This window comes from Burkholderia sp. 567, from assembly GCF_040545115.1.
GTDB lineage: Bacteria > Pseudomonadota > Gammaproteobacteria > Burkholderiales > Burkholderiaceae > Burkholderia > Burkholderia ambifaria.
Map to the genome: position 1 here is coordinate 365,187 of NZ_JBEPLG010000003.1, position 24,544 is coordinate 389,730.

At 66.8% G+C, this 24,544-nt stretch carries 20 protein-coding genes; 3 read left to right on the forward strand and 17 right to left on the reverse strand.

Going from position 1 to position 24,544, the window contains the following annotated elements; all coding sequences use genetic code 11:
• Nucleotides 1–129: 129 nt before the first annotated feature.
• The 12 genes from cuyB to ABIC50_RS12165 all read right to left on the reverse strand — a co-directional run bounded on the left by cuyB (nucleotide 130) and on the right by ABIC50_RS12165 (nucleotide 10,961).
• Complete coding sequence (cuyB, locus tag ABIC50_RS12110) at nucleotides 130–1,587, reverse strand: cysteate racemase (RefSeq protein WP_354164034.1); 1,458 nt, start codon at nucleotides 1,585–1,587, stop codon at nucleotides 130–132.
• Nucleotides 1,587–2,861 carry a dicarboxylate/amino acid:cation symporter gene (locus tag ABIC50_RS12115; RefSeq protein WP_354164035.1) on the reverse strand — a complete coding sequence of 425 codons (1,275 nt, stop codon included), beginning with the start codon at nucleotides 2,859–2,861 and terminating at the stop codon, nucleotides 1,587–1,589. Before ABIC50_RS12115 ends, cuyB begins: the two co-directional genes overlap by 1 nt.
• Before the next feature lie 183 nt (nucleotides 2,862–3,044).
• Nucleotides 3,045–3,959, reverse strand: coding sequence for a LysR substrate-binding domain-containing protein (locus tag ABIC50_RS12120; RefSeq protein ID WP_354164037.1), 915 nt, complete (start codon nucleotides 3,957–3,959; stop codon nucleotides 3,045–3,047).
• A gap of 124 nt (nucleotides 3,960–4,083) precedes the next feature.
• Nucleotides 4,084–4,398, reverse strand: coding sequence for a high-potential iron-sulfur protein (locus ABIC50_RS12125; RefSeq protein WP_011661087.1), 315 nt, complete (start codon nucleotides 4,396–4,398; stop codon nucleotides 4,084–4,086).
• Between the two features lie 30 nt (nucleotides 4,399–4,428).
• Entirely contained in the window at nucleotides 4,429–4,770 is a 342-nt protein-coding gene (locus ABIC50_RS12130) for a cytochrome C oxidase subunit IV family protein (protein ID WP_006756511.1), read from the reverse strand.
• Between the two features lie 8 nt (nucleotides 4,771–4,778).
• Entirely contained in the window at nucleotides 4,779–5,501 is a 723-nt protein-coding gene (locus tag ABIC50_RS12135; protein WP_105830869.1) for a heme-copper oxidase subunit III family protein, read from the reverse strand.
• Complete coding sequence (locus tag ABIC50_RS12140; protein ID WP_126224343.1) at nucleotides 5,498–6,109, reverse strand: cytochrome c oxidase subunit 3; 612 nt, start codon at nucleotides 6,107–6,109, stop codon at nucleotides 5,498–5,500. Before ABIC50_RS12140 ends, ABIC50_RS12135 begins: the two co-directional genes overlap by 4 nt.
• Complete coding sequence (gene ctaD, locus ABIC50_RS12145) at nucleotides 6,106–7,866, reverse strand: cytochrome c oxidase subunit I (protein ID WP_354164039.1); 1,761 nt, start codon at nucleotides 7,864–7,866, stop codon at nucleotides 6,106–6,108. Before ctaD ends, ABIC50_RS12140 begins: the two co-directional genes overlap by 4 nt.
• Nucleotides 7,867–7,879: 13 nt before the next feature.
• Nucleotides 7,880–9,028, reverse strand: a complete 1,149-nt coding sequence (locus ABIC50_RS12150) for a cytochrome c oxidase subunit II (protein WP_126224339.1) — start codon at nucleotides 9,026–9,028, stop codon at nucleotides 7,880–7,882.
• Between the two features lie 350 nt (nucleotides 9,029–9,378).
• Nucleotides 9,379–9,894, reverse strand: coding sequence for a hypothetical protein (locus tag ABIC50_RS12155; protein WP_012372279.1), 516 nt, complete (start codon nucleotides 9,892–9,894; stop codon nucleotides 9,379–9,381).
• A gap of 266 nt (nucleotides 9,895–10,160) precedes the next feature.
• Nucleotides 10,161–10,670, reverse strand: coding sequence for a hypothetical protein (locus tag ABIC50_RS12160; protein ID WP_011661081.1), 510 nt, complete (start codon nucleotides 10,668–10,670; stop codon nucleotides 10,161–10,163).
• 48 nt (nucleotides 10,671–10,718) lie between these two features.
• Nucleotides 10,719–10,961, reverse strand: coding sequence for a DUF3820 family protein (locus ABIC50_RS12165; protein WP_354164041.1), 243 nt, complete (start codon nucleotides 10,959–10,961; stop codon nucleotides 10,719–10,721).
• A 63-nt stretch (nucleotides 10,962–11,024) separates the two neighbouring features.
• Here ABIC50_RS12165 and ABIC50_RS12170 point away from each other — a divergent pair, with 63 nt between their 5' ends.
• Nucleotides 11,025–11,213 (forward strand): hypothetical protein, encoded by a 189-nt coding sequence (locus ABIC50_RS12170; RefSeq protein WP_175676046.1) that lies wholly within the window; start codon nucleotides 11,025–11,027, stop codon nucleotides 11,211–11,213.
• A 220-nt stretch (nucleotides 11,214–11,433) separates the two neighbouring features.
• On the opposite strand, the gene ABIC50_RS12175 is transcribed toward ABIC50_RS12170, so the two are convergent.
• Nucleotides 11,434–12,096, reverse strand: coding sequence for an OmpA family protein (locus ABIC50_RS12175; protein WP_354164043.1), 663 nt, complete (start codon nucleotides 12,094–12,096; stop codon nucleotides 11,434–11,436).
• A gap of 125 nt (nucleotides 12,097–12,221) precedes the next feature.
• Nucleotides 12,222–16,145, reverse strand: coding sequence for a YadA-like family protein (locus ABIC50_RS12180; RefSeq protein ID WP_354164045.1), 3,924 nt, complete (start codon nucleotides 16,143–16,145; stop codon nucleotides 12,222–12,224).
• A gap of 1,465 nt (nucleotides 16,146–17,610) precedes the next feature.
• On the opposite strand from ABIC50_RS12180, the gene ABIC50_RS12185 reads away from it, so the two are divergent.
• Nucleotides 17,611–18,444, forward strand: a complete 834-nt coding sequence (locus ABIC50_RS12185; protein WP_105830876.1) for a response regulator transcription factor — start codon at nucleotides 17,611–17,613, stop codon at nucleotides 18,442–18,444.
• Entirely contained in the window at nucleotides 18,437–20,770 is a 2,334-nt protein-coding gene (locus ABIC50_RS12190; protein ID WP_354164046.1) for a sensor histidine kinase, read from the forward strand. The genes ABIC50_RS12185 and ABIC50_RS12190 overlap by 8 nt, the downstream gene beginning before the upstream one ends.
• An 87-nt stretch (nucleotides 20,771–20,857) precedes the next feature.
• Here the strand turns inward: ABIC50_RS12190 and yjfF are convergent, their stop codons facing one another.
• Genes yjfF through ABIC50_RS12205 form a run of 3 tightly spaced genes read right to left on the reverse strand, consistent with a single transcriptional unit; the run spans nucleotide 20,858 to nucleotide 24,494 of the window.
• Nucleotides 20,858–21,946, reverse strand: coding sequence for a galactofuranose ABC transporter, permease protein YjfF (gene yjfF, locus ABIC50_RS12195; RefSeq protein WP_354164048.1), 1,089 nt, complete (start codon nucleotides 21,944–21,946; stop codon nucleotides 20,858–20,860).
• Nucleotides 21,943–22,983 carry an ABC transporter permease gene (locus tag ABIC50_RS12200; protein WP_175661701.1) on the reverse strand — a complete coding sequence of 347 codons (1,041 nt, stop codon included), beginning with the start codon at nucleotides 22,981–22,983 and terminating at the stop codon, nucleotides 21,943–21,945. The genes yjfF and ABIC50_RS12200 overlap by 4 nt, the downstream gene beginning before the upstream one ends.
• Nucleotides 22,980–24,494 carry a sugar ABC transporter ATP-binding protein gene (locus ABIC50_RS12205; protein ID WP_011661069.1) on the reverse strand — a complete coding sequence of 505 codons (1,515 nt, stop codon included), beginning with the start codon at nucleotides 24,492–24,494 and terminating at the stop codon, nucleotides 22,980–22,982. The genes ABIC50_RS12200 and ABIC50_RS12205 overlap by 4 nt, the downstream gene beginning before the upstream one ends.
• Nucleotides 24,495–24,544 lie beyond the last annotated feature (50 nt).

Sequence of the window (24,544 nt, forward strand, 5' to 3'; positions counted from 1 at the left end):
ATGCCCGCGCCGCTCGAGTTCGACGGATACTATACTGTATATTCATACAGTTTTCCACGAGCGGCGCGAAGGGGCGAAAACGGGCCGGATCACTCCGCTCATCGACGCCAGCCTGGATCAGGGGCCGACTCAGCCGCCGCCCGCCATCGCATACGCAATGCACGTGCGCGCAAGCACGTCGGTCGGATCGACGAGCGTCGCGCGGCGCCCGTTGCGCGCGACATATTCGTCGCCCGGCAGCAGGATCGGCAGTTCGGTGCAGCCGAGCACGATCACGCTCACGCCTTCGTCCATCAACGCGTCGATCGCCGCGCCGATATCCTCTTCGCACCGTCCGGTCGTGAAGCCGGCCTTGACACCCTGCGCGCCGTAGATCGCTTCCATCACGCGCGCCTGCAACGCCGGCGCCGGCGCCACTTGCCGCAGCCCCTGCGATTCCAGCGCCTTCCGGTAGACCCCGCTGTCGATCGTGCCGGACGTGGCCAGCACACCGACCTCCCGCAGCGCCGGATAGGTGTCGCGCAGGTGGGCGACCGTGACGCTCAGCATGTTGACGATCGGAATGCCGAGCCAGGGCTGAATCCGCTCGACGAACGCATGCGCGGTGTTGCACGGAATCGCGATGACGTCGGCATCGCCGTCCTCGAGTTTCTTGCAGGTCGCGTACAGGGAAATCGTCGGATCCGCGCCGGCGCCCACCAGGTTCTCGGTTCGATCGGGAATCTGCGGATTCTGTTCGACCAGCAGCTTGACATGGTCCTGATCGCGCGACGCCGGCGTGTTGCGCACGATCTTGTCCAGGAAATCGACGGTCGCCGCCGGACCGACGCCGCCGACCACGCCGATCTTGAACGTCGCCGTGCGTGAATCCGGTTGCCCGGCCACCGCGTACTGCGCATACGCGAGGTTCGAATCCACGAGCGGCACGCGCTGCGGGCCGATTTCATCGGCGACCAGCGCGATCTCCGTCAGCCCCGGGACGATTACCTGTGCGCCCTGATCGACAAGGTCGTCGCACGCACGGCGCAACAGCTCGACCGGACGGCCACGAAGATTGCCGCGCTTGATGCCGTCGCGGCCGTAGATCGCTTCGGTCACGAGGTCGATCCCGTGGTGCGATCGCGGATGGACGATGTCGAACTGCGGCGCCGGGAAATACGCTTCGAAAAGTCGCTTGTCCCGCACGTAATCGGACGCCAGCACGCCGATGCGCGTCGCGTCGGGAAACTTGCGCCGTACATGGCTGCGCACCGCTTCGACGATATCCACGATCGGCAGGCGCGTATTCGCCTTCAGCTCGTCGATGAACGTGTGGCTCAGGAAGCACGGCAGCACGACCGTCGTCACGCCACGCTTCTCGAACGCGCGGATCATGTCGAACACATACAGCTTGCGTTCGATGGTCGCAGCACTGCCCGACCCCGCGCCCTTGAACGGGTATTGCTCGAAAATCATGTCGACGTGCTCGTCGTCGGACGACGCAGGCGTCGCCTTCACCATCTTGAAGAACACGTCGGCACTGCCCAGCGGCCCGAGGCCGCCGACCACGCCGAACTTGCGCCGCGCATTCACGCGATCCGTTTGCATCACGCGCTCTCCGGCTGATCGAATACGGCGGCGGCTTGCGACTTCGCCGTGCGCCGGCTCTCCCACTTCGCGATCACCGCCGTCGCCACGCTGTTGCCGATCACGTTCGTCATCGTGCGGCCCATGTCGAGAATCTGGTCGATCGCCAGAATCATCGCAACGCCGGCCACCGGCAGATGGAACATCGGCGCGACCGCCGCGACCACGACCACCGAGCCGCGCGGCACGCTCGCCATCCCCTTGCTGCTCAACATCAGCACCAGCAACATGAACACCTGCTCCGACACCGGCATGTGCACGCCGAACGCCTGCGCGATGAAGATCGCGGCAAACGCCTGATACATCATCGAGCCGTCCAGGTTGAACGCGTAACCGAGCGGCAGCGTGAAGCCCACCACCTTCTTGTCCACGCCGAACTGCTCGAGCTGCTCGGTCAGGCGCGGATAGGCGGCCTCGCTGCTCGCGGTCGAGAAGGCGATCAGCGCGGGTTCGCGCACGGCCTTCAGCAGGCTGCCGACGCGCCGCCCGAGAAACACGTAGCCGACGCCGATCAGCAGCGTCCAGAGGACGAGCAAGCCGAGGTAGAACGCGCCGATCAGCTTGCCGTACGTATAGATCACGTCGAGCCCGCGCAGCGTGACCGACGCGGCGATCGCACCGAATACGCCGAGCGGCGCCGCGCGCATCACGTAGTTCGTCAGGCGCAGCATCACCGGCACCATGCCGTCGATCGACTGGATCACGACGCCAACCCGCTTGTCGTGCTTCAGCGCGCTCAGCCCGATGCCGAGAAAGACCGAGAACACCAGGATCTGCAGGATGTCGTTGCGCGCCATCGCGTCGAGCAGGCTGGTCGGGAACGCATGCGTGATCACGTCCCGCGCGTTCAGCGCGGCGGTATTCAGCCCGGTGCCGACCTCGCCGCCGGATGCCACGAGGTTCAGGCCGGCGCCCGGCTGCAGCGCATTGGCCATGACGAGGCCGAGGCTCAACGAAATCAGCGACGCGCAGACGAACCATCCGATCGAGCGCAGGCCGATGCGGCCGACGTCCTCGCCGCTGTCCATGCCGGCCAGGCCGGACACGAGCGTGACGAATACCAGCGGCGCGATGATCATCTTGATCAGGCGCAGGAAGATGTCGGTGACGATCGAGAAATAGCCGGCGACGGTTTTGAGCGTGGCCGGATCCGCGATGTGCGTGTGGCACGCATAGCCGGCGACGACACCGAGGATCATGCCGACTGCAATGCTGAAGGTAAGGCGATTTTTCATGTCCATCCGTCCTTGGGTGGCGCCCTGCCGCCGGCGGCGGACAGGCGCTGCGAAGAAGGCCGCGCGACGCCGGTCACGCGTCACGATTGCCGTTGGAACGAATGGTAGGGATGGTCGATAAAACGGTGATGCCGGTGCAACATGGCGGTATGCGAGCGCCGCATAAGGCGGGAAAAACCCGACTCAGCCGAGCCGGGAAGGCGCCTCGCGCAGGTGCTGCCACAGCGTGTCGAGGAATTCACTGCGGTTGGACACGTCGCGATACACGCGCAGCTCGACGTCCAGATTCCACGTCGCGGGCCCCGCCGGGACGAGTTCGCCGGCCGCCAGTTCGGCGGCGATGGCGCTGCGCGGCAGCCACGCGATGCCCTCACCTTCCATCACGAGTTTCTTCAGCACCTCGGCCATGTCCGACTCGTAGTGCAGCTGCAGCGCGGGCGTATGGGGGGCACGGGCGAGCAGCAGCGCGAGACAGCGGCCGAAGTAGCTGGTTTCCGTATAGGAGATCAGCGGCAGCGGGCTCTGCTTCGTTCCGGGCAGGCGAAACGCGGGGGCCGAGTGCCGGTTCGGCCGGCATGCCGGCATCAACGTGTCGAGGCCGACCGTCAGGTGCGCGTACTTCGCCGGGTCGAGATGGAGCGGCAGCTCGGGATGGTGATAGGCAAACATCAGCTCGCAGTTGCCGTTGACGAGCATCAGGATCGAGTCATGGACGTTGGTCGGAATCACGCGCGCCCGCACTTCGCCGAAATGCGGCGCGAGCGCCTTGAGCCAGCCCGGCAGGAAACTCAGCGCGATCGTGTGGCCCGCGGCGATTTGCAGGCTCTTGCCGGCGATCCGCTGCTCGGTGCGGATGATGGCCCGCGTGTCGAACAGGCGGCTCAGCACGTCTTCGGCCGTCTCGCGAAACAGCCGGCCCGCCGGCGTCAGCACGGGCGGAAAGCTGCTGCGGTCGATCAGTTCCGCGCCGATCCACTGCTCGAGCGACTGGATGCGACGGCTGAAGCCCGACTGCGTGACGTTGCGAAATTCAGCCGCACGGGAAAAGCTTTGATATTGAGCGAGCGCGAGGAAGTCCTCGATCCATTTGATTTCCATGATGGCCTTGGCGGGTCGCGGGCGGAGCGGCCCGCGCGTCACCCAGGTCATGGCGAAGCGCAGGCCGACAAACGCTCACATTGTATGTGCTCGCCCCGTTGCGCCGCGCGGGCCGCGCTGCTCGCTACGCTTTTTTCGCATAGGCGCTGCACCAGCCTTTCGCGTTGACCTGCTTGCCGCCGAAAATGGCGCACGGCGCCATCGCGGCATCGGCCTTGCCCTGGTAGAACTGGCAATTCGCACAGGCCTCGCCCGGCTGAAATTTCGGGAACTTCTTACGGTCGACCCGGCTCGCGTCGGTCTTGTAGCCGAGCGCCTGCGCGTTTGCATCGGATTCCTGCACGACAACGGCATCCGCCGCCGCCGCGCGACGGCCGACGGCCAGCGCGGAAGCCAGCACGGTGGTCGCCGTAATGAAACGTCGACGTGAAAATTTCATGAGAGTCTCCCTCGAACGGATGCGCGCGGATCAGTGAAAGAAGAGTGCCCGCATGCCGAACGTGTGATGCGCTTCGGCGGCCATCAGCACCATCAGCACCAGCAGGCACAGCGGCGGCACCAGGATCGCGTACACCAGCGCCAGCCGCTCCCACATCATGTGCATGAAGATCGACACGATCAGCCCGGCCTTGGCGATCATCAGCACGACGATCAGCACCCAGCGCAGCACGCCCTGCACGTGGAAGTAGTCGACCAGATACGACAACGTGCTCAGAACGAACAGCAGGCCCCAGATCTTCAGGTAGACGCCGATCGGATGCTGCTGGCCGTGCGCGGCGTCGGGTCGATCGGCGGAATCGGTGTGGTCCATGGCCTGCCTCACCACAAGTAGAACAACGCGAAGATGAACACCCACACCAGGTCGACGAAGTGCCAGTACAGGCCGGCAATCTCGACGATCTGGAAGTTGCCGTGCTCGGTGAACCCCGGCTGCAGCACCTTGCGTGCGATCAGCAGCAGGTAGATCACGCCGCAGGTCACGTGAAAGCCGTGGAACCCTGTGATCGTGAAGAAGCACGCGCCGAACTGCGCCGCGCCCAGCGGGTTGCCCCATGGCCGGATACCTTCATGGACGATCAGCTTGGTCCATTCGAGCGCCTGCATCGACACGAAGGCCGCGCCCAGCAGCGCGGTCGCCAGCAACAGCACGGCGGCGCGTTTGGCGTTGCGCCGGTAGCCGAAGTTGACGGCCATCGCCATCGTGCCGCTGCTGCTGATCAGGATGAACGTCATGATCGCGATCAGCAGCAGCGGCACATCCACGCCGCCCACCGTGAGCCCGAATACCTTGGACGTATCGGGCCACGGCGCCGTGGTCGAGATGCGCACCGACATGTAGCCGATCAGGAAGCTACTGAAGACGAAGGTGTCCGACAGCAGGAAGATCCACATCATCGCCTTGCCCCACGGCACCTTGAAGGCTTCGCGGTCGCCCGCCCAGTCGGTGACGATGCCGCGCCAGCCGTCGGGCCCGGCGTCGGCGGGGGCGATGTCGGCCGATTCGCCGACAGACGATTCGGTGGGGAGCGTGGGCACGGTCATGGCGCGGCTCCATACAGCGGCCCGCAGATGGCGGCGACGATCGCCGGGGTCATCCACCACATCGCCGCCAGCAGCACGAGCCAGACAGCCAGCAGGAAATGCCAGTAGGTCGCGCACAGCGCAATGGCGCGCTGGGCCCGGAACGGGTCCGCGCGCCGCACAAGCGCGATCGTGACGACCCAGGCGACCAGCCCGCCCAGCACATGCAACCCATGAAGGCCGGTGAGCAGGTACAGGAAGCTGTTGGAAGGATTGACGTTGACGGTCTGCCCGGCGGCGGACAGCATGCGCCACGCGGTCAGTTGCCCGATCACGAACAGCGCCGCCAGCACGCCGCCCGATACCAGCCACACCGCGCGGTGCAAGGTCATCCGCCGGGCGCGCTGCATCGCGATGCTGGCCAGCACCAGCGCACCGGTGTTCCACCACAGCAGCACCGGATGCGGAATCGGTTGCCAGTCGGGCTCGCGCATGCGCATCCCGTAAGCGAGCAGCAGCAGCGAAAACAACGTCGTGGCCACCGCCATGAAGACGATCAGGCCCGTGCGGCCCGCATTCGGCAAGACCGGTTGCGCGTCGGGACCGAAGGGGCGCGGCAGCGTGGTCATTCGTGTGCCTCGTCGGAGTGAAGCGTCGGCCGGGCCGGCGTGGGCTCGGGCGCCGTCGCGGGCGGCCGGTTTTGCGGGACGAAATCTTCCGCCTCCCCTGCGGGACTGTATTCGTATGCCCAGCGATAGACGATCGGCAGCGCCGCGCCCCAATTGCCGTGCGCCGGTGGCGATTGCGGCGTCTGCCATTCGAGCGTGGTGGCCCGCCACGGGTTGCCGTCGGCACGCTTGCCGTGCTTGAGGCTCCACGCGAGGTTGAACAGGAACAGCAGCTGCGCCACGCCGACGATCAGTGCCACGACGGTGATGAACGCGTTGAGCGTCTGCGCCGAATGCGGAATGAAGCTGTAGCCTTCATACGCGTAATAGCGTCGTGGCATGCCGAGCACGCCGAGATAGTGCATCGGGAAGTAGATCGCATAGGTGCCGACGAACGTGAACCAGAAGTGCAGGCGCCCGAGCGTGTCGTTCAGCATGCGGCCCGTCACCAGCGGATACCAGTGGTAGAGGCCGCCGAACACCACCAGGATCGGCGACACGGCCATCACCATATGGAAGTGCGCGACCACGAAGTACGTGTTCGACAGCGGAATGTCCACGCTCACGTTGCCGAGGAAGAGCCCCGTCAACCCGCCGAGCACGAAGGTGCTGATGAAGCCGATCGCGAACAGCATCGGCACGGTCAGGTGGATATCGCCGCGCCATAGCGTCAGCACCCAGTTGTAGACCTTCAGCGCGGTCGGCACGGCGATGATCAGCGTGGTGGTGGCGAAGAAGAAGCCGAAATACGGATTCATGCCGGCGATGAACATGTGGTGGGCCCAGACCACGAAGCTCAGCGCGCCGATCATGACGATCGCCCACACCATCATCCGGTAGCCGAAGATGCTCTTGCGCGCGTGCGTGCTAATGAGGTCCGATGCGATGCCGAACGCCGGCAGCGCGACGATGTAGACCTCCGGGTGCCCGAAGAACCAGAACAGGTGCTGGAACAGCAGCGGGCTGCCGCCGGCATGGTTGAGCGTCTGCCCCATCGACACCACGGCGGGCACGAAGAAACTGGTGCCGAGCGTCTTGTCGAACAGCATCATCACCGCCGACACGAACAGCGCCGGAAACGCCAGCAGCGCCATGATGGTCGCGGTGAAAATGCCCCACACCGTGAGCGGCATGCGCATCAGCGTCATGCCGCGCGTGCGCGCCTGCAGCGTGGTGGTCACGTAGTTCAGGCCGCCCATCGTCGCCGCGACGATGAAGATCGCGAGCGACACCAGCATCAGCACGATGCCCCATTCCACGCCCGGCGTGCCCGGCAGGATGGCCTGCGGCGGATACAGCGTCCAGCCAGCGCCGGTCGGCCCGCCCGGCACGAAGAAGCTCGCGGTCAGCACCAGCACGGCCAGCAGGTAGACCCAGTAGCTCAGCATGTTGAGGAACGGGAACACCATGTCGCGCGCGCCCAGCATCAGCGGGATCAGGTAATTGCCGAAGCCGCCGAGGAACACCGCCGTCAGCAGGTAGATCACCATGATCATCCCGTGCATCGTGACGAACTGGTAGTAGTGGTTCGCGTCGATGAACGCGAACTTGCCCGGGAAGCCGAGCTGCAGCCGCATCAGGTTCGACAGCACCAGGCCGACGAGGCCGATGGCGATGGCCGTCAGTGCGTACTGCACGGCGATGACCTTGTGGTCCTGGCTCCACACGTAGCGGGTCCAGAAGCTCTGCGGGGCGTGATCGGAATGCGCGTAAGTCATGGGGTGTGCTCCGCTAGCGCTGCGCCGCGCTGCTGGCGTCCGGCCCGCCTTGCGCCTTGATATAGGCCACCAGTGCGGCCAGTTCCTGATCGCTCAGGTCGAAGTGCGGCATGATCGGCGAGAAGCCCTTCACGACGCGGGCCGTCGGGTTGGTGATGAACGCGCGCAGATACGCGTCGTCCACCTTCGCGGTGCTGCCATCGGCCATCGTTTCGGTCTTGCCGTACAGGCCCTTCCACGTGGGGCCCACGCGCGGCGTGCCGTCCACGGTATGGCAGGCGATGCAGCCCTTGGCGGCCGCGAGCGCCTTGCCCTGGTCGGCCAGCGCCTGGGCGCTGCCGCCCGCGGCGGCCGGCGCGGCCTGCACGTTCGCCTGCTGCCGCTGCGCGAACGTCGGCTGGCGCGCGAGCCAGCGCGAGAACGACGCTTCGTCTTCCACCACCACCACGCCGCGCATGTTCGAATGCCCGATGCCGCAGAGCTGCGCGCACAGGATGTCGTAACGCCCGGCCTTGGTCGGCGTGAACCAGAAGGTGGTCACCATGCCCGGCACCATGTTCATCCGCGCGCGGAACGGCGGCACGTAGAAGTCGTGCAGCACGTCGCGCGACCGTGCCAGCACCTGCACCGGCCGGTTGAGCGGCAAGTGCACTTCGGATGAATCGATCAGGTAGTTGTCGCGGCCGTTGGGGTCGCCGGGGTTCAGGCCGAACGGGTTGGCGTCGCTGATGTAGCGCACGTCCGTCGTGCCGAGCTTGCCGGCGGGGCCGGCGAAGCGGAAGCGCCATTGCCATTGCTGGCCGAGCACTTCCATCTGCAGCACCCTGGACGGCGGTCGTACGTAGTCCGCATAAACGAAGAGCCCCGGCGCCAGCAGTGCAGCCACGCCGACCGAGGTCAGGCCGATCAGCCACCATTCGAGCCGCCTGTTGTGCGGCTCGTAGGCCGCGCGACGGCCGCTGCGATGCCGGTAGCGCAGCAGCGCGAGCACGATGAACAGGTTGATCGCGATGAAAAATGCGCCGGTGATGACGAGCGTGATCGTCAGCATGTCGTCCATGCGCACCCAGTTCGACGCGATCGGCGTGATCCACCACGGGCTGGCAAAGTGAAACCCCACCGCCACTGCGATGATCAGGACCAGAGCAATCGCAAGGGCCATAGGCCGCCTCGCTGCGTGTCACGCACCCGAGCCGTCGACACGACGCTGCTGGCGTCGCCGCGCCGCGTCGGCGCATTTCGCATTCGTCGTATCGTCCGCGCCGGCACCTGTGCCGGCGCCGCTTCGCGACGCGCTGCCCACGACGGCTCTTAAGAAAAGGTAGTCCTCTGCCCTGCATCGTGCAAGGCGGCGAAACGCGCAGACGCACGCCGCGGATGTCGCGCATGTCGCGCACGAAACGCGCGAACCGCGGCGTCGCATGCGGCGATGCGATGCAAAAACGGCCGCCTCCGGCAAGGATTGCCGGCGCGGCCGTCTAGCGGAGCCGACGGAGGTTCAGCGCCGGCGCGTCACTCCATCCTGCTCGGCCTGCGCCATCGCTCCAGCTGGCCATAGGCGACGGCCGCCACCACGCCGAACAGCAGGTTCGCCAGCAAGGGGCCGGAACCGCGCTCCGAGATGAACCACGGGAACACGGCCGTCATCACATAAAAATTCCACAGGTACGCGACGAGCCCGAACGCCAGCCCGATCACCGCCTCCATGCCCACGCTCGAATCGAACCGGAAAGGCGCCATGATCGCGGCAAGCATCATCCCCATCAGCGCGCCGAGCACGTAGTGCAGCAGCAGCGCCATCGCGACGATTTCGAGGTTGAATTGCGACAACTGGCTGAGCGCACCGCGGCCCATCACCATCGCGGCGATCTTGTGGGTCGGTCGCCACGGGCTTTCATGGAGCACCAGCGTCGACCAGAAGAATTCCAGCGCGATCACCAGTGCACCGCCCGCCAGGCCGGCCACGGCGGCGGAGACCCAGTCCGGCGTGCGCCGTTCCCAATGGTGCGATTGCATGTGCAGTTCCATATGACCTCCTTGCTGATGGTTCAGCTTCAGCACTCAGGTTCAGAACGCGCCCTTCGCGTCAAAAAGTATGTGCCGTGTGCGATTCGAAATCGCCGGGCGCGAGCCGGCGCAGCGCATCGCAACACGTTCGCCCCGCGATTCGGCAACGCCACGGGCAGCCGCGTCGAAACGCAACGCAATGCCGCCCACGGTCGCGGCAACGCGAACATGCGTCCGACGAATCGCGTCGATGAGCGCGGGTGTTCGCGTGTGCCGGTTTTGGCGTGTCAGGGGAAGATCGGCGTCGTGGGCTCGCCGCCTTCCATGTCCGCCTGGGGAAAATGCTGCGCGACCATCTGCGAGATTTCCTCCTCTCGCAGCGGCGGCACGTCGGCCATGATCAGGATCTGGCCTTCGCGGATGGCCTCGCGAAAGCGCGCGAGCCGCCCATTCGGTTCAGCAATGCCGATCATCGCGGCCGTCCACGCGCCGAAGCCCGCGCCCGCCACCGTCAATCCGACGACAGCGCCGCCCGCGATCACGAGCTGCGCGGGAGGGAATACCAGCGCGACGAGACCGATGAGCGCGCCTGTCGCGCCGCCGAGTGCGACGCCCCGCTCGAGCGCGTGCACGACATCGCTGCTTTGCAGCAGAGATGCTTCGGGCAACTCATCAAGCGTGACGCTGTGATCGGCGAGAACATGGATATGGCGCCAGATGATGCGGGCGCGCAGCAAGTCATCGACGATCGCCTTCGCCATCTGCGTATCGGGTACGAGAAAATAAAGGCGTCTCATGTTGGCACCCCTCTTTTGCCAGCGGTTTATCCGCGACAGAGCCTTTTGTTATTTTATGTCAGCATCGGCGGGTGGATAGCCGGGTTTGCGCAGGGGCGCCAGGAGTTCCCTCAGACCGTTATGGTCGATCTCGTGCACCAGCGCGAGCTGTCGGCCGAGTTCGCCGCGCGGGAATCCTTCGCGCGCCAGCCAGTTGAGGTAAGGCCCGGGCAGGTCGGCCAGGAGTCGGCCCTTGTATTTTCCGAAGGGCATGGTAACGGTGACAAGACATTCAAGGTCGGGGGTTCGCATGCCGGTATTGTGCACGTCCGGCTGCTAGACTGGTATTTCCCCCTGCAAACCCTGGAGGGAATCATGATGTCCGTGTACGTCGTGAAGACCGGCGAGCAATTCCTCTGTACTGCCGAGGACGGCGATATCGGCATGGCACCGTCGATTGAAGATGCGGCGTCGTTCGGTTCGTATGAGGAAGCCGAAAAGGCGGCAAATACGCATGCCGACCCCGGATATGAAATCGTGGCCGTTTGCGTGATCCGGCACTGATGGGCTGCTCTGCGCGGACGAATGACTTGCGTGCCGGACGCGCAAGTAAGTCGCCGTGCGGCAGCGTCGTCCCCTGCGACAACGATGACTCCGCGCACGCACCGCTGAGGCGTTGCCTTCGTCGACGTCGCGCATCCGGCGGCACGGCGCACGGCATCGCCGCCGCGCGCGAACCGTCCGCCTACGACGGCCACGCGTGCGGCGACCCGGTCGCCACGTCTTACTTCTGCAGCGAGATTTCCACCCGGCGATTGCGCGCGCGCCCTTCGGCGGTATCGTTCGATGCCGCCGGATTGGCTTCTCCATGCCCCGTCGCGGCAAACGCATCGGCCTTCAGCCCGTGTTCACGCAAATACGCCGCGACCGCATCGGCCCGACGCTTCGACAGCGCCTGATTGTGCGCATCCGAGCCGGTCGCGTCGGTATAGCCGTCCACGTCCACGCGCGCGAAATGCCGGTCGCCTTGCTGGTTCAGCAGCTTGTCGAGCGCGGCGGTGGCCGCCGACGTCAGCACGGCCGAGTCGGTCGCGAAATACGCATCGCCGGTGAGGCTAACCTTCTCGACCGCAGCGGGCGCGGGCGCTGCGGCCGCGGCGACCGGCGCGGGTGCCGCGCCGCACTGGAACACCATCGAGTGCGGATCGGCGCCGTCGCGATACGGCGTCGTGGCATCGACCACGCGCACGGCGTCGTTGCCGCACATGCGCGTCGCGACCTTCATGCAGGTCTTCGCGCTCGACAGGATGCCGTGACAGTCGACGCGGAAGGTGCGGATGCCGTCACGGGACTGCAATTCGTATGCGTTGTAAGTCGGCCCCGACGCGCTCGAACAGGCAGCGAGGGAAACGACGGACGCCAGCAGGGCAAGTTGGATGTTTTTCACTTGGTTACTCCGAAAATGCGATGGGCGCAACGCGTGCGGCGCGATGGCGCGGCCGCATCCGCGTGCGGTTGCGTTCGACGCGGTCCGCTCCGGCAGCGCATGCCGGAACGGACCGCCGCGCGCGATTACTTCCACTGATACAGCACGCCCGCGCCGACGACGCGCTGGCTGCCGGCGAAGCCGCCGTTCAGCGTCGCCTTCAGGTTCTCCGTGAGTCGCGCCTGCACGCCGACGGCCATGGCCTTCTGACCCTGGAACGTCGCCGTACCGACGCCCATCGCGAAGTTCGAGTCGCGGTCCATGTGCGGAATCGACGCCAACGCGGCCGTCGCGGCAATCCCCTCACGCGCCATCGAATCGGTCTGCTGGATCTGCTGCTGCATCTGCGAGATCTGGTTGTTGACCGTGTTCAGCGACTGCGTGAACTGGTTCGACACCGCATTCAGCTGGTTCACGTTCACCGCATCGGTGCCCTGCGTGCCCGCCGCGACGTTGACGACCTGGCGCGGCGAATCCGCGGAGCCGACCGCGACGACGTTCGACCGGCCGCCGTCGTTGCTGCCCGCGCCGATCGCCGTCGAGTTGTTGCCCGATGCGATCGAGCCGACCCCGATCGCCGTCGAGCCGTTGCCGGACGCCGTCGCACTGTTGCCGACCGCCGTGCTGTTCGAGCCCGATGCGACCGCGCCCGAACCGCCTGCCGACGAATTCGAACCGCTCGCCCCCGGCGGCACGTTGCCGCCGGGCGGGTTCGTCGTGTACTGCCCGCCGAGATTGGTCGTGCGTTGATCGATCAGCGTCGTCAACTGGTTCGCGACCGAGTCGAGCTGCGATACGTTCACCGCGTCCGTGCCGTTCTTGCCCGCGGCGAGGCCCGTGATCTGCCGGTTGCCGATATTGATTTCACCGGCCGACGACTGCGGGCTGCTCAGGCCGTACGCGACGTAGTTCGTCAGCGCGCCGACCGTGGTCAGCGAACCGGCGCCCAGCGCAACGCTGTTCGCGAGCGTCGCCGACGCGCCGGCGCCGAGCGCGAGCGCATCGGTGGCGGTGCTGTGCGCACCCGAGCCGAGCGCGACGCTGCCCACGCTGACCGCCGACGCATTGGCACCCTGCGCGACCGACTGCGCGCCGAGGGCCGACGCGCCGCTGCCGAGCGCGATCGCATCGGCCTGCGCAGAACTCGCGGCCTGCCCGATCGCGACGCCGCCGGGCGCGGTCTGGTCGACGATCGCGCCGTTGCCGATGCCCACGCCGTTGTCGCCGTTCACGACCGTCGTCGGCCCGACCGCGACCGATTCCGCGCCGACCGCGAGCGAGTCGCCGGCCGTCGAATTCGCGTGGAAGTACTTCTGGCCCGTGACCGCGAACGACTGCAACGCGCCGGTCAGCTGCCGTACCGTCACCGCGTCCTGCTGCCCGGTGCCGTCCGCGACGTTGGTGATCTGGCGATACGTGCGGTTCGTCGTGTCGCCCACCGACACCGCGCCGAGCAGCGTCTGGTCCGTCGTGTTGAACGGGATCGCCGCGGTGCCGTTGCGGATGATGCCCGACGACGGCGTCGTCGCGCGATCGGCCACCGAGCCCGAGCCAAGCGCGATGCTGCCGTCCACGCGCGAGATCGCGTTCGGCCCGATCGCCACGCTGTCCACGCCCAGCGCCTGGCTGTCCGGCGCGGTCGAGTTCGCATGGAAATACTTGATGCCGTGCGCGTTGATGTTGTCGACCACGGAGCCGACGTTGTTGTTGATCGTGGTCGAGCCGTCGCTGTTGTACGTCACGTACGACGGCGCCGAAATCGTGCCGGTCGTCGGGTCGTAGGTCGAGCCGCCGCCGATCGCGCCGGCCGTGCTGTTGCCGAGATTGGTGTTGTTGTTCACGATCGAGCTGAGGCTCGTCGACAGCGAACCGATGCCCGTCGACGTGGCGGTCGACAGCGAGGTGAGGTTGCTGTTCGTCGCGCTCAGGCCGGTGGACAGCGAGCCGATGCCCGTTGAGGTCGACGTGGACAGCGACGTGACCGTGCTGTTGGTCGAACTCAGGCCGGTGGACAACGAGCTGAGGCCCGTCGAGGTCGACGTCGACAACGACGTGATCGCGCTGTTGGTCGAGCTCAAGCCGGTGGACAACGAACCGATGCCGGTCGACGTCGACGTGGACAGCGACGTGATCGCGCTATTGGCCGACGACAGCCCCGTCGACGTGGACGTCGACAGCGACGCCACCGAACTGTTGGTCGAGCTCAGGCCCGTGGACAACGAACCGATCCCGGTCGACGTCGAAGTCGACAACGACGTGATGCTCGACAACGTCGACGTCGACAGCGAAGTCACCGCCTGATTCGTCGCATCGAGCTGCGAGCCGTTGATCGCATCCGTACTCGTCGGGCTGATGCGCCCTGCCGCGACGTTGGTGATCTGCCGCTCGCTTCCATCAGCGCCGACGCTGACGACGCTCACCGGATTGACGCCGTTGAACGTATACGTGACGCCGCCGATGGTGCCCGTGGCGGTCGGATGCGGCGCGGCGGTCACCGAACCGGAGCCGAGCGCGACGTCGTTTGCATTGTTCGCGACGGCCGACGCGCCGAACGCCACCGCGCCCGCCGCGGCCGCCGTCGACGTATTGCCGAGCGCGACGGAGCCGATGCCTTGCGCAATGTTCGAGTTGCCGATCGCCACCGCGCCGTCGCCGTTCGCGGTGTTGTTCGAACCGGCCGTGACCGCGCCGGTGCCGATCGCGGTGCTCGGGTCGCCGATCGCGACCGCGCCGTTGCCGCTGACGGTCTGGCCAAAGCCGAGCGCGACGGCGCCGGTGCCGCCCAGGACCTTCGACAAATTGCCGCCGGCGATCGAGCCGGCACCTGTGCCCGCGGCGACCGAGTTGCTGTCGCCGATCGCGACGGTCGATGTCGCCGCCGCCACGCTGTTGATGCCGACCGCCGTCGAATTCAATGCCGACGCCGTCGCGCCCGGCCCCAGCGCACTTGCCGAGATACCGGTCGCGAGCGCGAGGTTGCCGAGCGCAACGCCATACTGCTGCGTCGCGGTCGACTGCACACCCATCGCGATCGAGCTGAGGCCCGATGCATTGGCGTTCAGGCCGAATGCGGCCGCGTTGTTGGCGCCGGCCGTCGTATTCGATCCCAGCGCGATCGAACTGGTGCCGAGCGACTGCGTGCCCGAGCCGGGTACGCCTGCGGTGCCGCCCCAGCCGATGGCGATCGACGACGTGCCCTTCGCGCCACTGTTCACCCCCATTGCCACGCCCGAATTGCCGGAAGCCAGCGCGCCGCTGCCCACGGCAACGGCGGCCGCCCCCGAACCCGTCGACTGGTTGCCGAGGGCGACCGAGCCCGTCAGGTCGGCATGCGACGCATAGCCGAGCGCAATGCTTTGCGCCCCTGCCGCGCTCGCCCCGAGCCCGAGTGCCGCCGCATACTGACCCGACGCGAACGCATTGTTGCCGAGCCCGATCGCGGATACGCCGGTCGCCGCCGCACCGCTACCGAGCGCCACCGAGCCGCTTTGCGTCGCGCTCGACAGGTTGCCGACCGCGACCGCGAAAGCGCCTGAACCGATCGCCTGCACGCCCAGCGCCACGCTGTTGACGCCGGTCGCCTGCGAGTTGATGCCGATGGACGTCCCGCCATCCGCCATCGCGTGCGCACCCGGGCCGATCGCCGTGGACGACACGCCCGCCGCCGTCGCCAGATTACCGAACGCGGTCGCATTCGTCTGCGAGGCAAGCGCGCCGTTGCCGACCGCGGTCGAACTGGCGCCGCCCGTCGCGGAGCCGCCACCGGCCGAATACTGCGCGTGGGCGCCCATCTGAAACAGTCCGAGGTACGCGGCGGCCATCATCATGACCAGTCGCCGGGGCGACAGCCCAGGCGGCGTTGCCATGCTCGCGGCGGCGCCTTCGTGGGCAGCGTGCTCGCCCGCGCTCCTCGACGACGCCACGCGCTTGCCGCGCGCGCGATCGAGCTCGGACGCCGCAACCCACGCCCCCAGTGCTTCGTTCCAGATCGACTTGAACGACTTGTTCATCTTGTTTTCCCTCGGTTCACATGTGCTGGATGACGCAACAGCGAACGCGGCCGGGAGCAGACCGTCTCCACCTTCTTTGTCTCCCGTCTCGCGACGCCACGCTACTTGATTCGCATATCTAACTGAACTGCTGAACGGCTCTGCACGACACGCGCGACACACGTCGCGATCACACGACCGCACGCCGTCCGTGTCGGACGACACGATGCACGGCGACGATCGCGGGTTATCGAATCATGGAAGTCGAGCTCGCCGATCAGGCGGCGGCATGCCGGGCGGCACAACGCGGAAAAACGCGTGCGCACGCCGTCGCGCCGGCCCATGGGCGGCGAACTCGAATTTCATGAGGAAGCGTCGGTGAACGAAAGCCGCGCCGAATGCGCCGGGCGGCCCGTCCTGGGTCATTCAGGGGGAGGATGACGTCGTGCGGCCCCGGGGAATGAAGCATGCGCCGCCGGACCGCGGACGCTGACAGCCGCCGCCGGTTCGGGCGAACCGGTGCTGTGATCTGCCGTGCCTTTCATATTCATGTTTTTCGTGCCGCCTGATTCGAGAGCGCGCCCGCGCGACCGCCGCCTGAAGGACCGAACTGCCCGGCGGCCGACGCGAACCCACCCACCCCTTTTCCGTCCAGGCGCGCGCCGGAGATTCCGGATTTCCGGAAAAACCAACGATAGGCCGGACGACCCCTGCATCGAATTAATCGACTGACTTTCTTTGACTATTTCTTGTTGCCTTGTATGTCACACTCTCTCAGCTTCTACGCCATTCCCTTCATCTCTTATATCAAGCCAATTCGAAGGGTGGGAAGCTTGCATTGCCCTCGTGCCGACTCTCGTCGCAGCACCGGAATCCCGGAATTTGAGATTGTCAGCACTCAATGTCACATTGAATATTGCGCACTCAAACATGCCGCCGCGACAAATGAAATTCGTGTGGAACGCCGTTCTGCCGAACAACCGCTCCAGTCACATCGGGCCTAGTGTGCCGGGACTCCGGCGCGCGAACCTTTTCCCGAGCGGACAAACTGTTTTCCCGGCCGGACGATATTTACATTCATACATTCCGGCATCCCGATCGACTTAAACGCGAAAGCATTTTTAACCAGCGATCCATAAAAACTTAATCACGGGGACACGAAATTGATGACCGCGATCCGCGTCGAAACAGGCTGCCTGCACGACACATTTCAACTCGATTCATCATTCGGGCCAATTCCATTTACGCCGATTCATATCGGCAATAACGACCGGAATTTAATAGCCGGCCCGGCACTTTTTCCCAGCCCGTTTTCGCGGTGCGGGCGCACCGCCAGGAAGGTTGCGCGCACTGTCAAACATGCCCACACGCGGCGCACGGAAACCCCACCGCGGGCGCTATTGTCGTCATATAATTTTTTGCAACAATCGTGCGCATAGATGCATCGAGTCCGACCCCGGCCTACCTCCCCAACGCGTTCGCAACCATGTCATCCCGCTCGTCCAGTCCGGCGTCGCTGCGCGCCACGCCGGATCTCGTTGGCGCACACATTCTCGTTGTAGACGACCGGCCGAACGACCTGCGGCTCCTGACGGAGATCCTGCGTTCGGCGCGATGCCGGATCAGTGTCGCGTTCGACGGGCTGCAGGCCTATCACCGCGCGCAGGCCGTCGCGCCCGACCTGATCCTGATGGATGTCCGGATGCCGCGCATGGACGGCTTCGCCGCGTGCCGCCTGCTGGCATCGACGCCGTCGACGCAGAACATACCCATCATCATCCTGACCGCCGCCGCCGATCTCGACGATCGCATCGCGGGGCTCGAAACCGGTGCGCTCGACTACATCGTGAAGCCGTTCGAGCCGGTCGAGGTCATTGCGCGGATCCGCAATCATCTGAAGCGCGCGCGGCGCAGCCAGCCGTTCGCGCACCTGCCCGAGCTGCCCGATCATCCGGACGCCGCGCTGGTGCGTGCGGCGAGCGACGTGCTGCTGCGCGAATTGCGCAATCCGCCGACGCTCGAGGAACTCGCGCGGCAGGTCGGCACGCACGAAAAGCGGCTGTCGCGCGTGTTCCGCGATCATCTCGGCCAGACCGTGTTCGAATACCTGCGCGACACACGGCTGCGCGCCGCGAAGCACTTTCTCGCGGAGACGTCGATGGGGATCGGCGACATCGCCGAGGAAATCGGCTTCTCGACGCCGGGCAATTTCGCGACGGCGTTTCGCGAACGGTTCGGCATCACGCCGTCCGACTGGCGGCGCCAGCGTCCGGCGGTCGACGCACTGCCCGCGACGCATGATCACCCGCGCGATGCCTAGGCGCCGCGCGTCGGGCTGGTACACCTTCCTGCTGCTCGCGGTGGCGCTGATCGCGTGCGCGACGCACCGCGCCGAAGCGACGGAAAACGCTGCACAACTGGACGCGGTGTCGATCGTCGAGGATCGGGGCGCGACGATGTCCGTCGATCAGGCCGCCGCGCGACTCGCGGCTGCGCCAACCGGCACGTCCGCGTCCGCAGCGCGTCCGTCGTTCAACATCGAATTTTCCCGCTCGGCATGGTGGGTCGCCGCGACGCTGGTCAATCACGACAGCGTCGAGCGCCCGCTGGTGCTGGCGATTTGCGACGCACGTCTCGACCATGCAGACTTTTATGTCGAGCGCGGCGGCGCGTGGACGCTCGCCGCACGCTTTCCGGCCGACCGCGGCGACGCGGAGCATCCCGCTTCCCGATATCCGACGCTCGACACGACGCTGCGGCCAGGCGAACGGATGCCCGTGCTGATCCGCATCACGTCGCGCAAGGAAATGCGGCTCGCGCCGTCCGTGTTCACGCCCACCGCATGGCACGCGTACGAACTGCGCGCCGCGATGTGGAACTTCGGTTTCTTCGGCGGCCTGCTCGCACTTGTCTGGTGTGCGCTGCTGATCGGATTCTTTTCGCGCAGCGGCATGTTCGTCGTGCTGGCCGTGCTGGCGCTGAGCACGACGTTGTTCGAAGCGACGTACCGCGGCTATACCGTGATGTATCTGTGGCCCGGCGCGTACGAATGGTCGGCACGCGGCGAGGTGATCTTCGTCTATCTGTCGGTCGCCTGCTTCATCGCTTTCATCCTGATGGTCGCGCACCGCGAGAAAGCCAGCATGCCGATGCGCGCCGTCTACATGGCGTTCTTCGCGCTCGAATGCATCGGCATGGCCGGCGCGGCGTACGGCGACCTGCTCACCTTCACGTGGTTCTGCCTGCGGTTGAACACCGTGATGGCGGTCGTGAACATCGGCCTCGCGCTGACCTTCGCGATCCGGCGCACGCCGAGCGCCCGCGTGATGCTGATCGCCGTCGGGTTCGCGAGCTTCAACATGCTGGTGCGCGTGCTCGACGGACGCGATGCGATACCGACGTGGCTGCTCTGGCTGAAATCCGACATCCATCCGAATCCCGTGGTCGCGATCATCGGGCTCGCCACGCACCTGCTGGTGCTGGCCGCGTGGATCCACCACGTCGGCCGTCAACGCACCGAGGCGCGCAAGCGGCTCGAGCAGTGGCAGCTCACCGAACAGGATCGCCTGCGCGATGAGGTCGCGAAACGCACGGTCGCGCTCAACGACGCGTTGCAGCAGGTAAGGACGCACATGCAGCAGAAGATCGAGACGCTCGGCTACGTGAGCCACGACCTGCGCGCGCCGCTGTCGACGATCAACGGCTACGCGAAGCTGCTGCTGCAAAGCGCGACCCGCAGCCAGGCGCGGCTGATCCGCTCGATCGACCGCAGCATCCGTTACCAGCTCACGCTGATCGACGAGTTGCTGCAATACACGAAGTCCGAGCTGCAGCCGCTCGGCATCTCGCCGGACGCGACCGACCTGCCCGGCCTGCTGACCGACATCGGCGACTATGCGCTCGCGCTGTGCCGGCAGCAGGACAACCGGTTCGACTACCGGCCGCTGACGCCGCTGCCGCGCAAGCTGTCGATCGACGGCATCCGGCTGCAGCAGGTGCTGCTCAACCTGCTGTCGAATGCGTCGAAGTTCACGCGCGACGGCACGGTCACGCTGTCGGTCGGCGCGTATCCGCAGGGGGATGCGTGGCGCATCGTGTTCGAGGTCGCCGATACCGGGATCGGGATCGACATCGGCAAGACGAGCGACATCTTCCGCGCGTACCAGCAGGTTCAGGCGGTGAATGGCGGAACCGGGCTCGGGCTGTTCATCGCGCAGCGGATCGTCGGCGCGATGAACGGCGAGCTCTCCGTGACGAGCCAGCCGGGCGTCGGCACGTCGTTCACGTTCCAGATCGTCGCACCGGCGATCGGGCATGCGCTGATCCCGGCGTCGGCGCTGATGCGGCCGGCCGAGCCCGTCGAACCCGACGAATCGCTGAGCGACGCGCATGCGATGCGCTGCCCGTCGCCGGATGCGCTCGACGAGCTGGCCGTGCTAGCCAGCGAAGGCCGCCTCACCGATATCGAGGAATGGCTCGGCCAGCATGCGCATGCGCCGCGCCATGCCGCGTTCGTGCAGGCGATGCGCGAGCGTCTCGACGCGCTCGATCTGCACGCGATCGAGCGGCTGACCGAGTCGCTGAAACGGATGGGTATCGTCGATGCATCGTTCGATGCGGAGCCGGACATGGCAAGGTCGGCGTGATCGCCGCGCCGCTCATGAAGCCAGTGACAGCGGGCCACGCACTCCCTCGCAGGTGCGTGCGGACGATCGCACCTGACGCGACAGTCGTTACAACCGCCGCATCGTCGACACCAGCGCCGCGTCGTCGCCCGCCGCCGCAGGCCTGACCCGCGCGGCGTCGCGCTTGCGGCGTTTCGGATCGAGCCCGGTGCCGCCGGTACGCCGCCGCGCCGCATGCCGCTCGATCACCCGCTGCAGCAGGCAGAACACGCACAGCAGCGCGCCGATCACGATCCGCGTCCACCACGAGCTCAGCGTGCCGTCGAACGTGATCAGCACCTGGATCGTGCCGAGGATGCCGACGCCGAACACCGACCCGATCACGTAGCCCACGCCGCCCGTGAGCAGCGTGCCGCCGATCACCGTCGCGGCGATCGCGTCGAGCTCCATCCCCTGCGCCTGCAGCCCGTAGCCGGACAGCACGTACAGCGTGAACACCACGCCGCCGAGCGCCGAACAGAAGCCGCTCAGCGCATACACGCCGACCTTCGTGCGCGCGACCGGCAGCCCCATCAACAGCGCCGAGCGCTCGTTGCCGCCGATCGCATAGACGTTGCGGCCGAAGCGCGTGAAATGCGCGACGTAGATCGCCGCAGCCAGCGTCGCGAGCGCGATCAGCGCGCCCGCGCTCAGCGTCCCGCCGCCGATCGGCACGCTGATGCCCGCGAGCGCATGGAACGTCGGTTCGTTGATCGTGATCGACTGCGTCGTGATCAGGAAGCACGCGCCGCGCGCGAGAAACATCCCGGCCAGCGTGACGATGAACGGCTGCAGCCGGAAGTAATGGATGAGCGCGCCCATCGCCGCGCCGTACAGCGCGCCGAACAGGAGCACGAGCGGCACGATCGCCCACACGGGCCAGTGCAGCCGCTCGGCACCGACCGCGCAGAAGATCGTTGTCAGCGCAACGACCGACCCGACCGACAGGTCGATGCCGCCCGACACGATCACGAACGTCATCCCGATCGCGACGATCAGCAGGAACGCGTTGTCGACGAGCAGCCCGGTCAACACCTGCATCGAGAAGAAGCCGGTGTACATCACGGATCCGAAGCCGAACAGCGCGGCGAACAGCACGATCGTCACGACGATCGGCAGCGTGCGCGGGTCGGCGAGCCGGGCGAGGAATCGGTTCATCGGGGCGTGGCTCCGGTGGTGGCGCGCGAACGCGCGGAAGGCAGCAGCCGCGACGCGTGCCGCAGCACCAGCGCGCGCGCCGCGTCCGACTGGATCAGCGTCACGACGATCACGACGATCGCCTTCACGACGAGCGTCGCCTCCGGCGGCACGCCGATCGAATAGGTCGTGTAGGTGAGCGTCTGGATGATCAGCGCGCCGAGCACCGAGCCGGCGAGGCTGAACCGGCCGCCGAGCAACGACGTGCCGCCCAGCGTCACCGCGAGGATCGCGTCGAGCTCGAGCAGCAGCCCCGCGTTGTTGCCGTCGGCGCTGCGCACGTTCGAGCTGGCGAGGATGCCCGCGAGCGCCGACATCACGCCGGAACACAGATACACGCCGAACACCACCGCGCCGGCGCGCAGCCCCACGAGCCGCGTCGCGACCGGATTCACGCCGATCGCGCGGATGAACAGGCCGAGCGCGGTGCGGTTCACCAGCAGCGCGGTCGCCGCGATCGTCGCGATCGCGATCCACACCGAGCACGGCACGGCCGCGAGATAGCCGCCGCCGATCTCCAGGTAGCCGGGCGCGCCGATCGGGATGATCTGCCCGCCGGTCAGCAACTGCGCGATGCCGCGTCCGGCGACCATCAGGATCAGCGTCGCGATGATCGGCTGCATCCCGACGAACGCGACGAGCACGCCGTTCCACGCACCGGCGAGCACGCCGACGCCGAGCGCGGCGGCCAGCGCCATACCGAGCCGCGACGGGTCGCCGTCGAGCACGATCGCCGCGGCCGCGCCGGCGATCGCGACGATCGCGCCGACCGAGATGTCGATCCCGCGCGTCGCGATCACGAGCGTCATCCCGAGCGACACGATCACCAGCGGCGCCGCGCGATTGAGAATGTCGATCGGCGCGCCGAACAGGTGGCCGTCGAGCAGCGAGATCGACAGGAAGCCCGGCCGATGCGCGACGTCGAGCGCCAGCAGCAGCGCGAGCGTCAACAGCGGCCATACGAGCGGATGGCGAAGCAATGTGCGTAGCCGCATCATGACCGGCCTCCCGCGATCAGTTGGTACACGTGTTCCTCCGACGCGTCGGCGCCGCTCAGTTCGGCGACCTTGCGCCGGTCGCGCAGCACCGCGATCCGGTGGCTCACGCGCACGACTTCGCTGATCTCCGACGAGATGAACAGGATGGCGAGCCCCTGCGCGCACAGCGCCAGCACGCGCTCCATGATGTCGAATTTCGCGGCGACGTCGATGCCGCGGGTCGGCTCGTCGAGAATCAGCAGCTTCGGTTCCGTCGCGAGCCAGCGCGCGAGCAGCACCTTCTGCTGGTTGCCGCCCGACAGCAGCCCGATCGGCTGCTCCGCGTCGCGCGCCTTGATGCCGAGCCGCGCGATGTAGGTATCGGCGAGCTCGCGCTGGCGCGCGCGGCTGATCAGCCGCCACCAGCCGCGCCGCGCCTGCAGCGCGAGCACGATGTTCTCGCGGATCGACAGCGCGGCGACGATCCCCTCCTTCTTGCGATCCTCTGGGCAATAGGCGATGCCGTGGCGCACCGCGTCGTGCGGCGACGCGAGCCGCGTGCGCGCGCCGTCGATCTCGATCGCACCGGTGTCGGTGCGCTCCGCGGCGAATGCCAACTGCGCGGTTTCCGTGCGCCCCGAGCCGAGCAGCCCGGCCAGCCCGACGATTTCGCCGGGCCGCACGTCGAGATCGAGCGGGCTCATCATTCCGCGCCGACCGACCTGCTGCATCGACAGGAACGGCGCGGCCGCGCCGGCATCGCGCTGCACGGCCGCCGCGCCCGCCTGCAGCGTGCCGGACATCGGCGCGCGGCCGGTCATCTTCGCGACCAGGCTGTCGACCGGCAGGTCGCGCGCGAGATACTCGCCTTCGCGCTCGCCGTTGCGCATCACCGTGATCCGGTCGGACACCGCATAGGTTTGTTCAAGAAAATGCGTGACGAACAGGATCGCGATGCCCGACGCCTTCAGCCGGCGCAGGACGTCGAAGAGCCGCGCGACCTCGCCGTCGTCGAGGCTCGACGTCGGCTCGTCGAGTATCAGCACGCGCGCGTCCACCGACACGGCCCGCGCGATCGCGACCATCTGCTGCACCGCGATCGGATACGCGTCGAGCGAGCGCGTGACGTCCAGCGACAGGTCGAGCTCGGCGAGCGCCGCGCGCGCACGCGCATGGATCGTCTTCCAGTCGATCGCGCCGCGCCGCATCGGCTGCCGGCCCGCGAAGATGTTCTCGGCGACCGACAGGTTCGCGCACAGGTTCACTTCCTGGTACAGCGTCTGGATCCCGGCCGCCTCGGCCTCGCGCGGCGCGGCGAAGCGCACCGGCGCGCCGCCGACATGAATCTCGCCCGCGTCGTGCGCGTGCACGCCGGTCAGCACGTTGATCAGCGTCGACTTGCCCGCGCCGTTCTGGCCCATCAGCGCATGGATCTCGCCCGGAAACAGCCGAAAGTTCACGCGCTGCAGCGCGTGGACACCTGGAAACGCCTTGTCGATGCCGATCATCTCGACCACCGGCGGATTCGTCATGGAACGCCCTCGCTTCGAAGCGGTTGCCGGACGGCGGCAGCCCGCGCCGC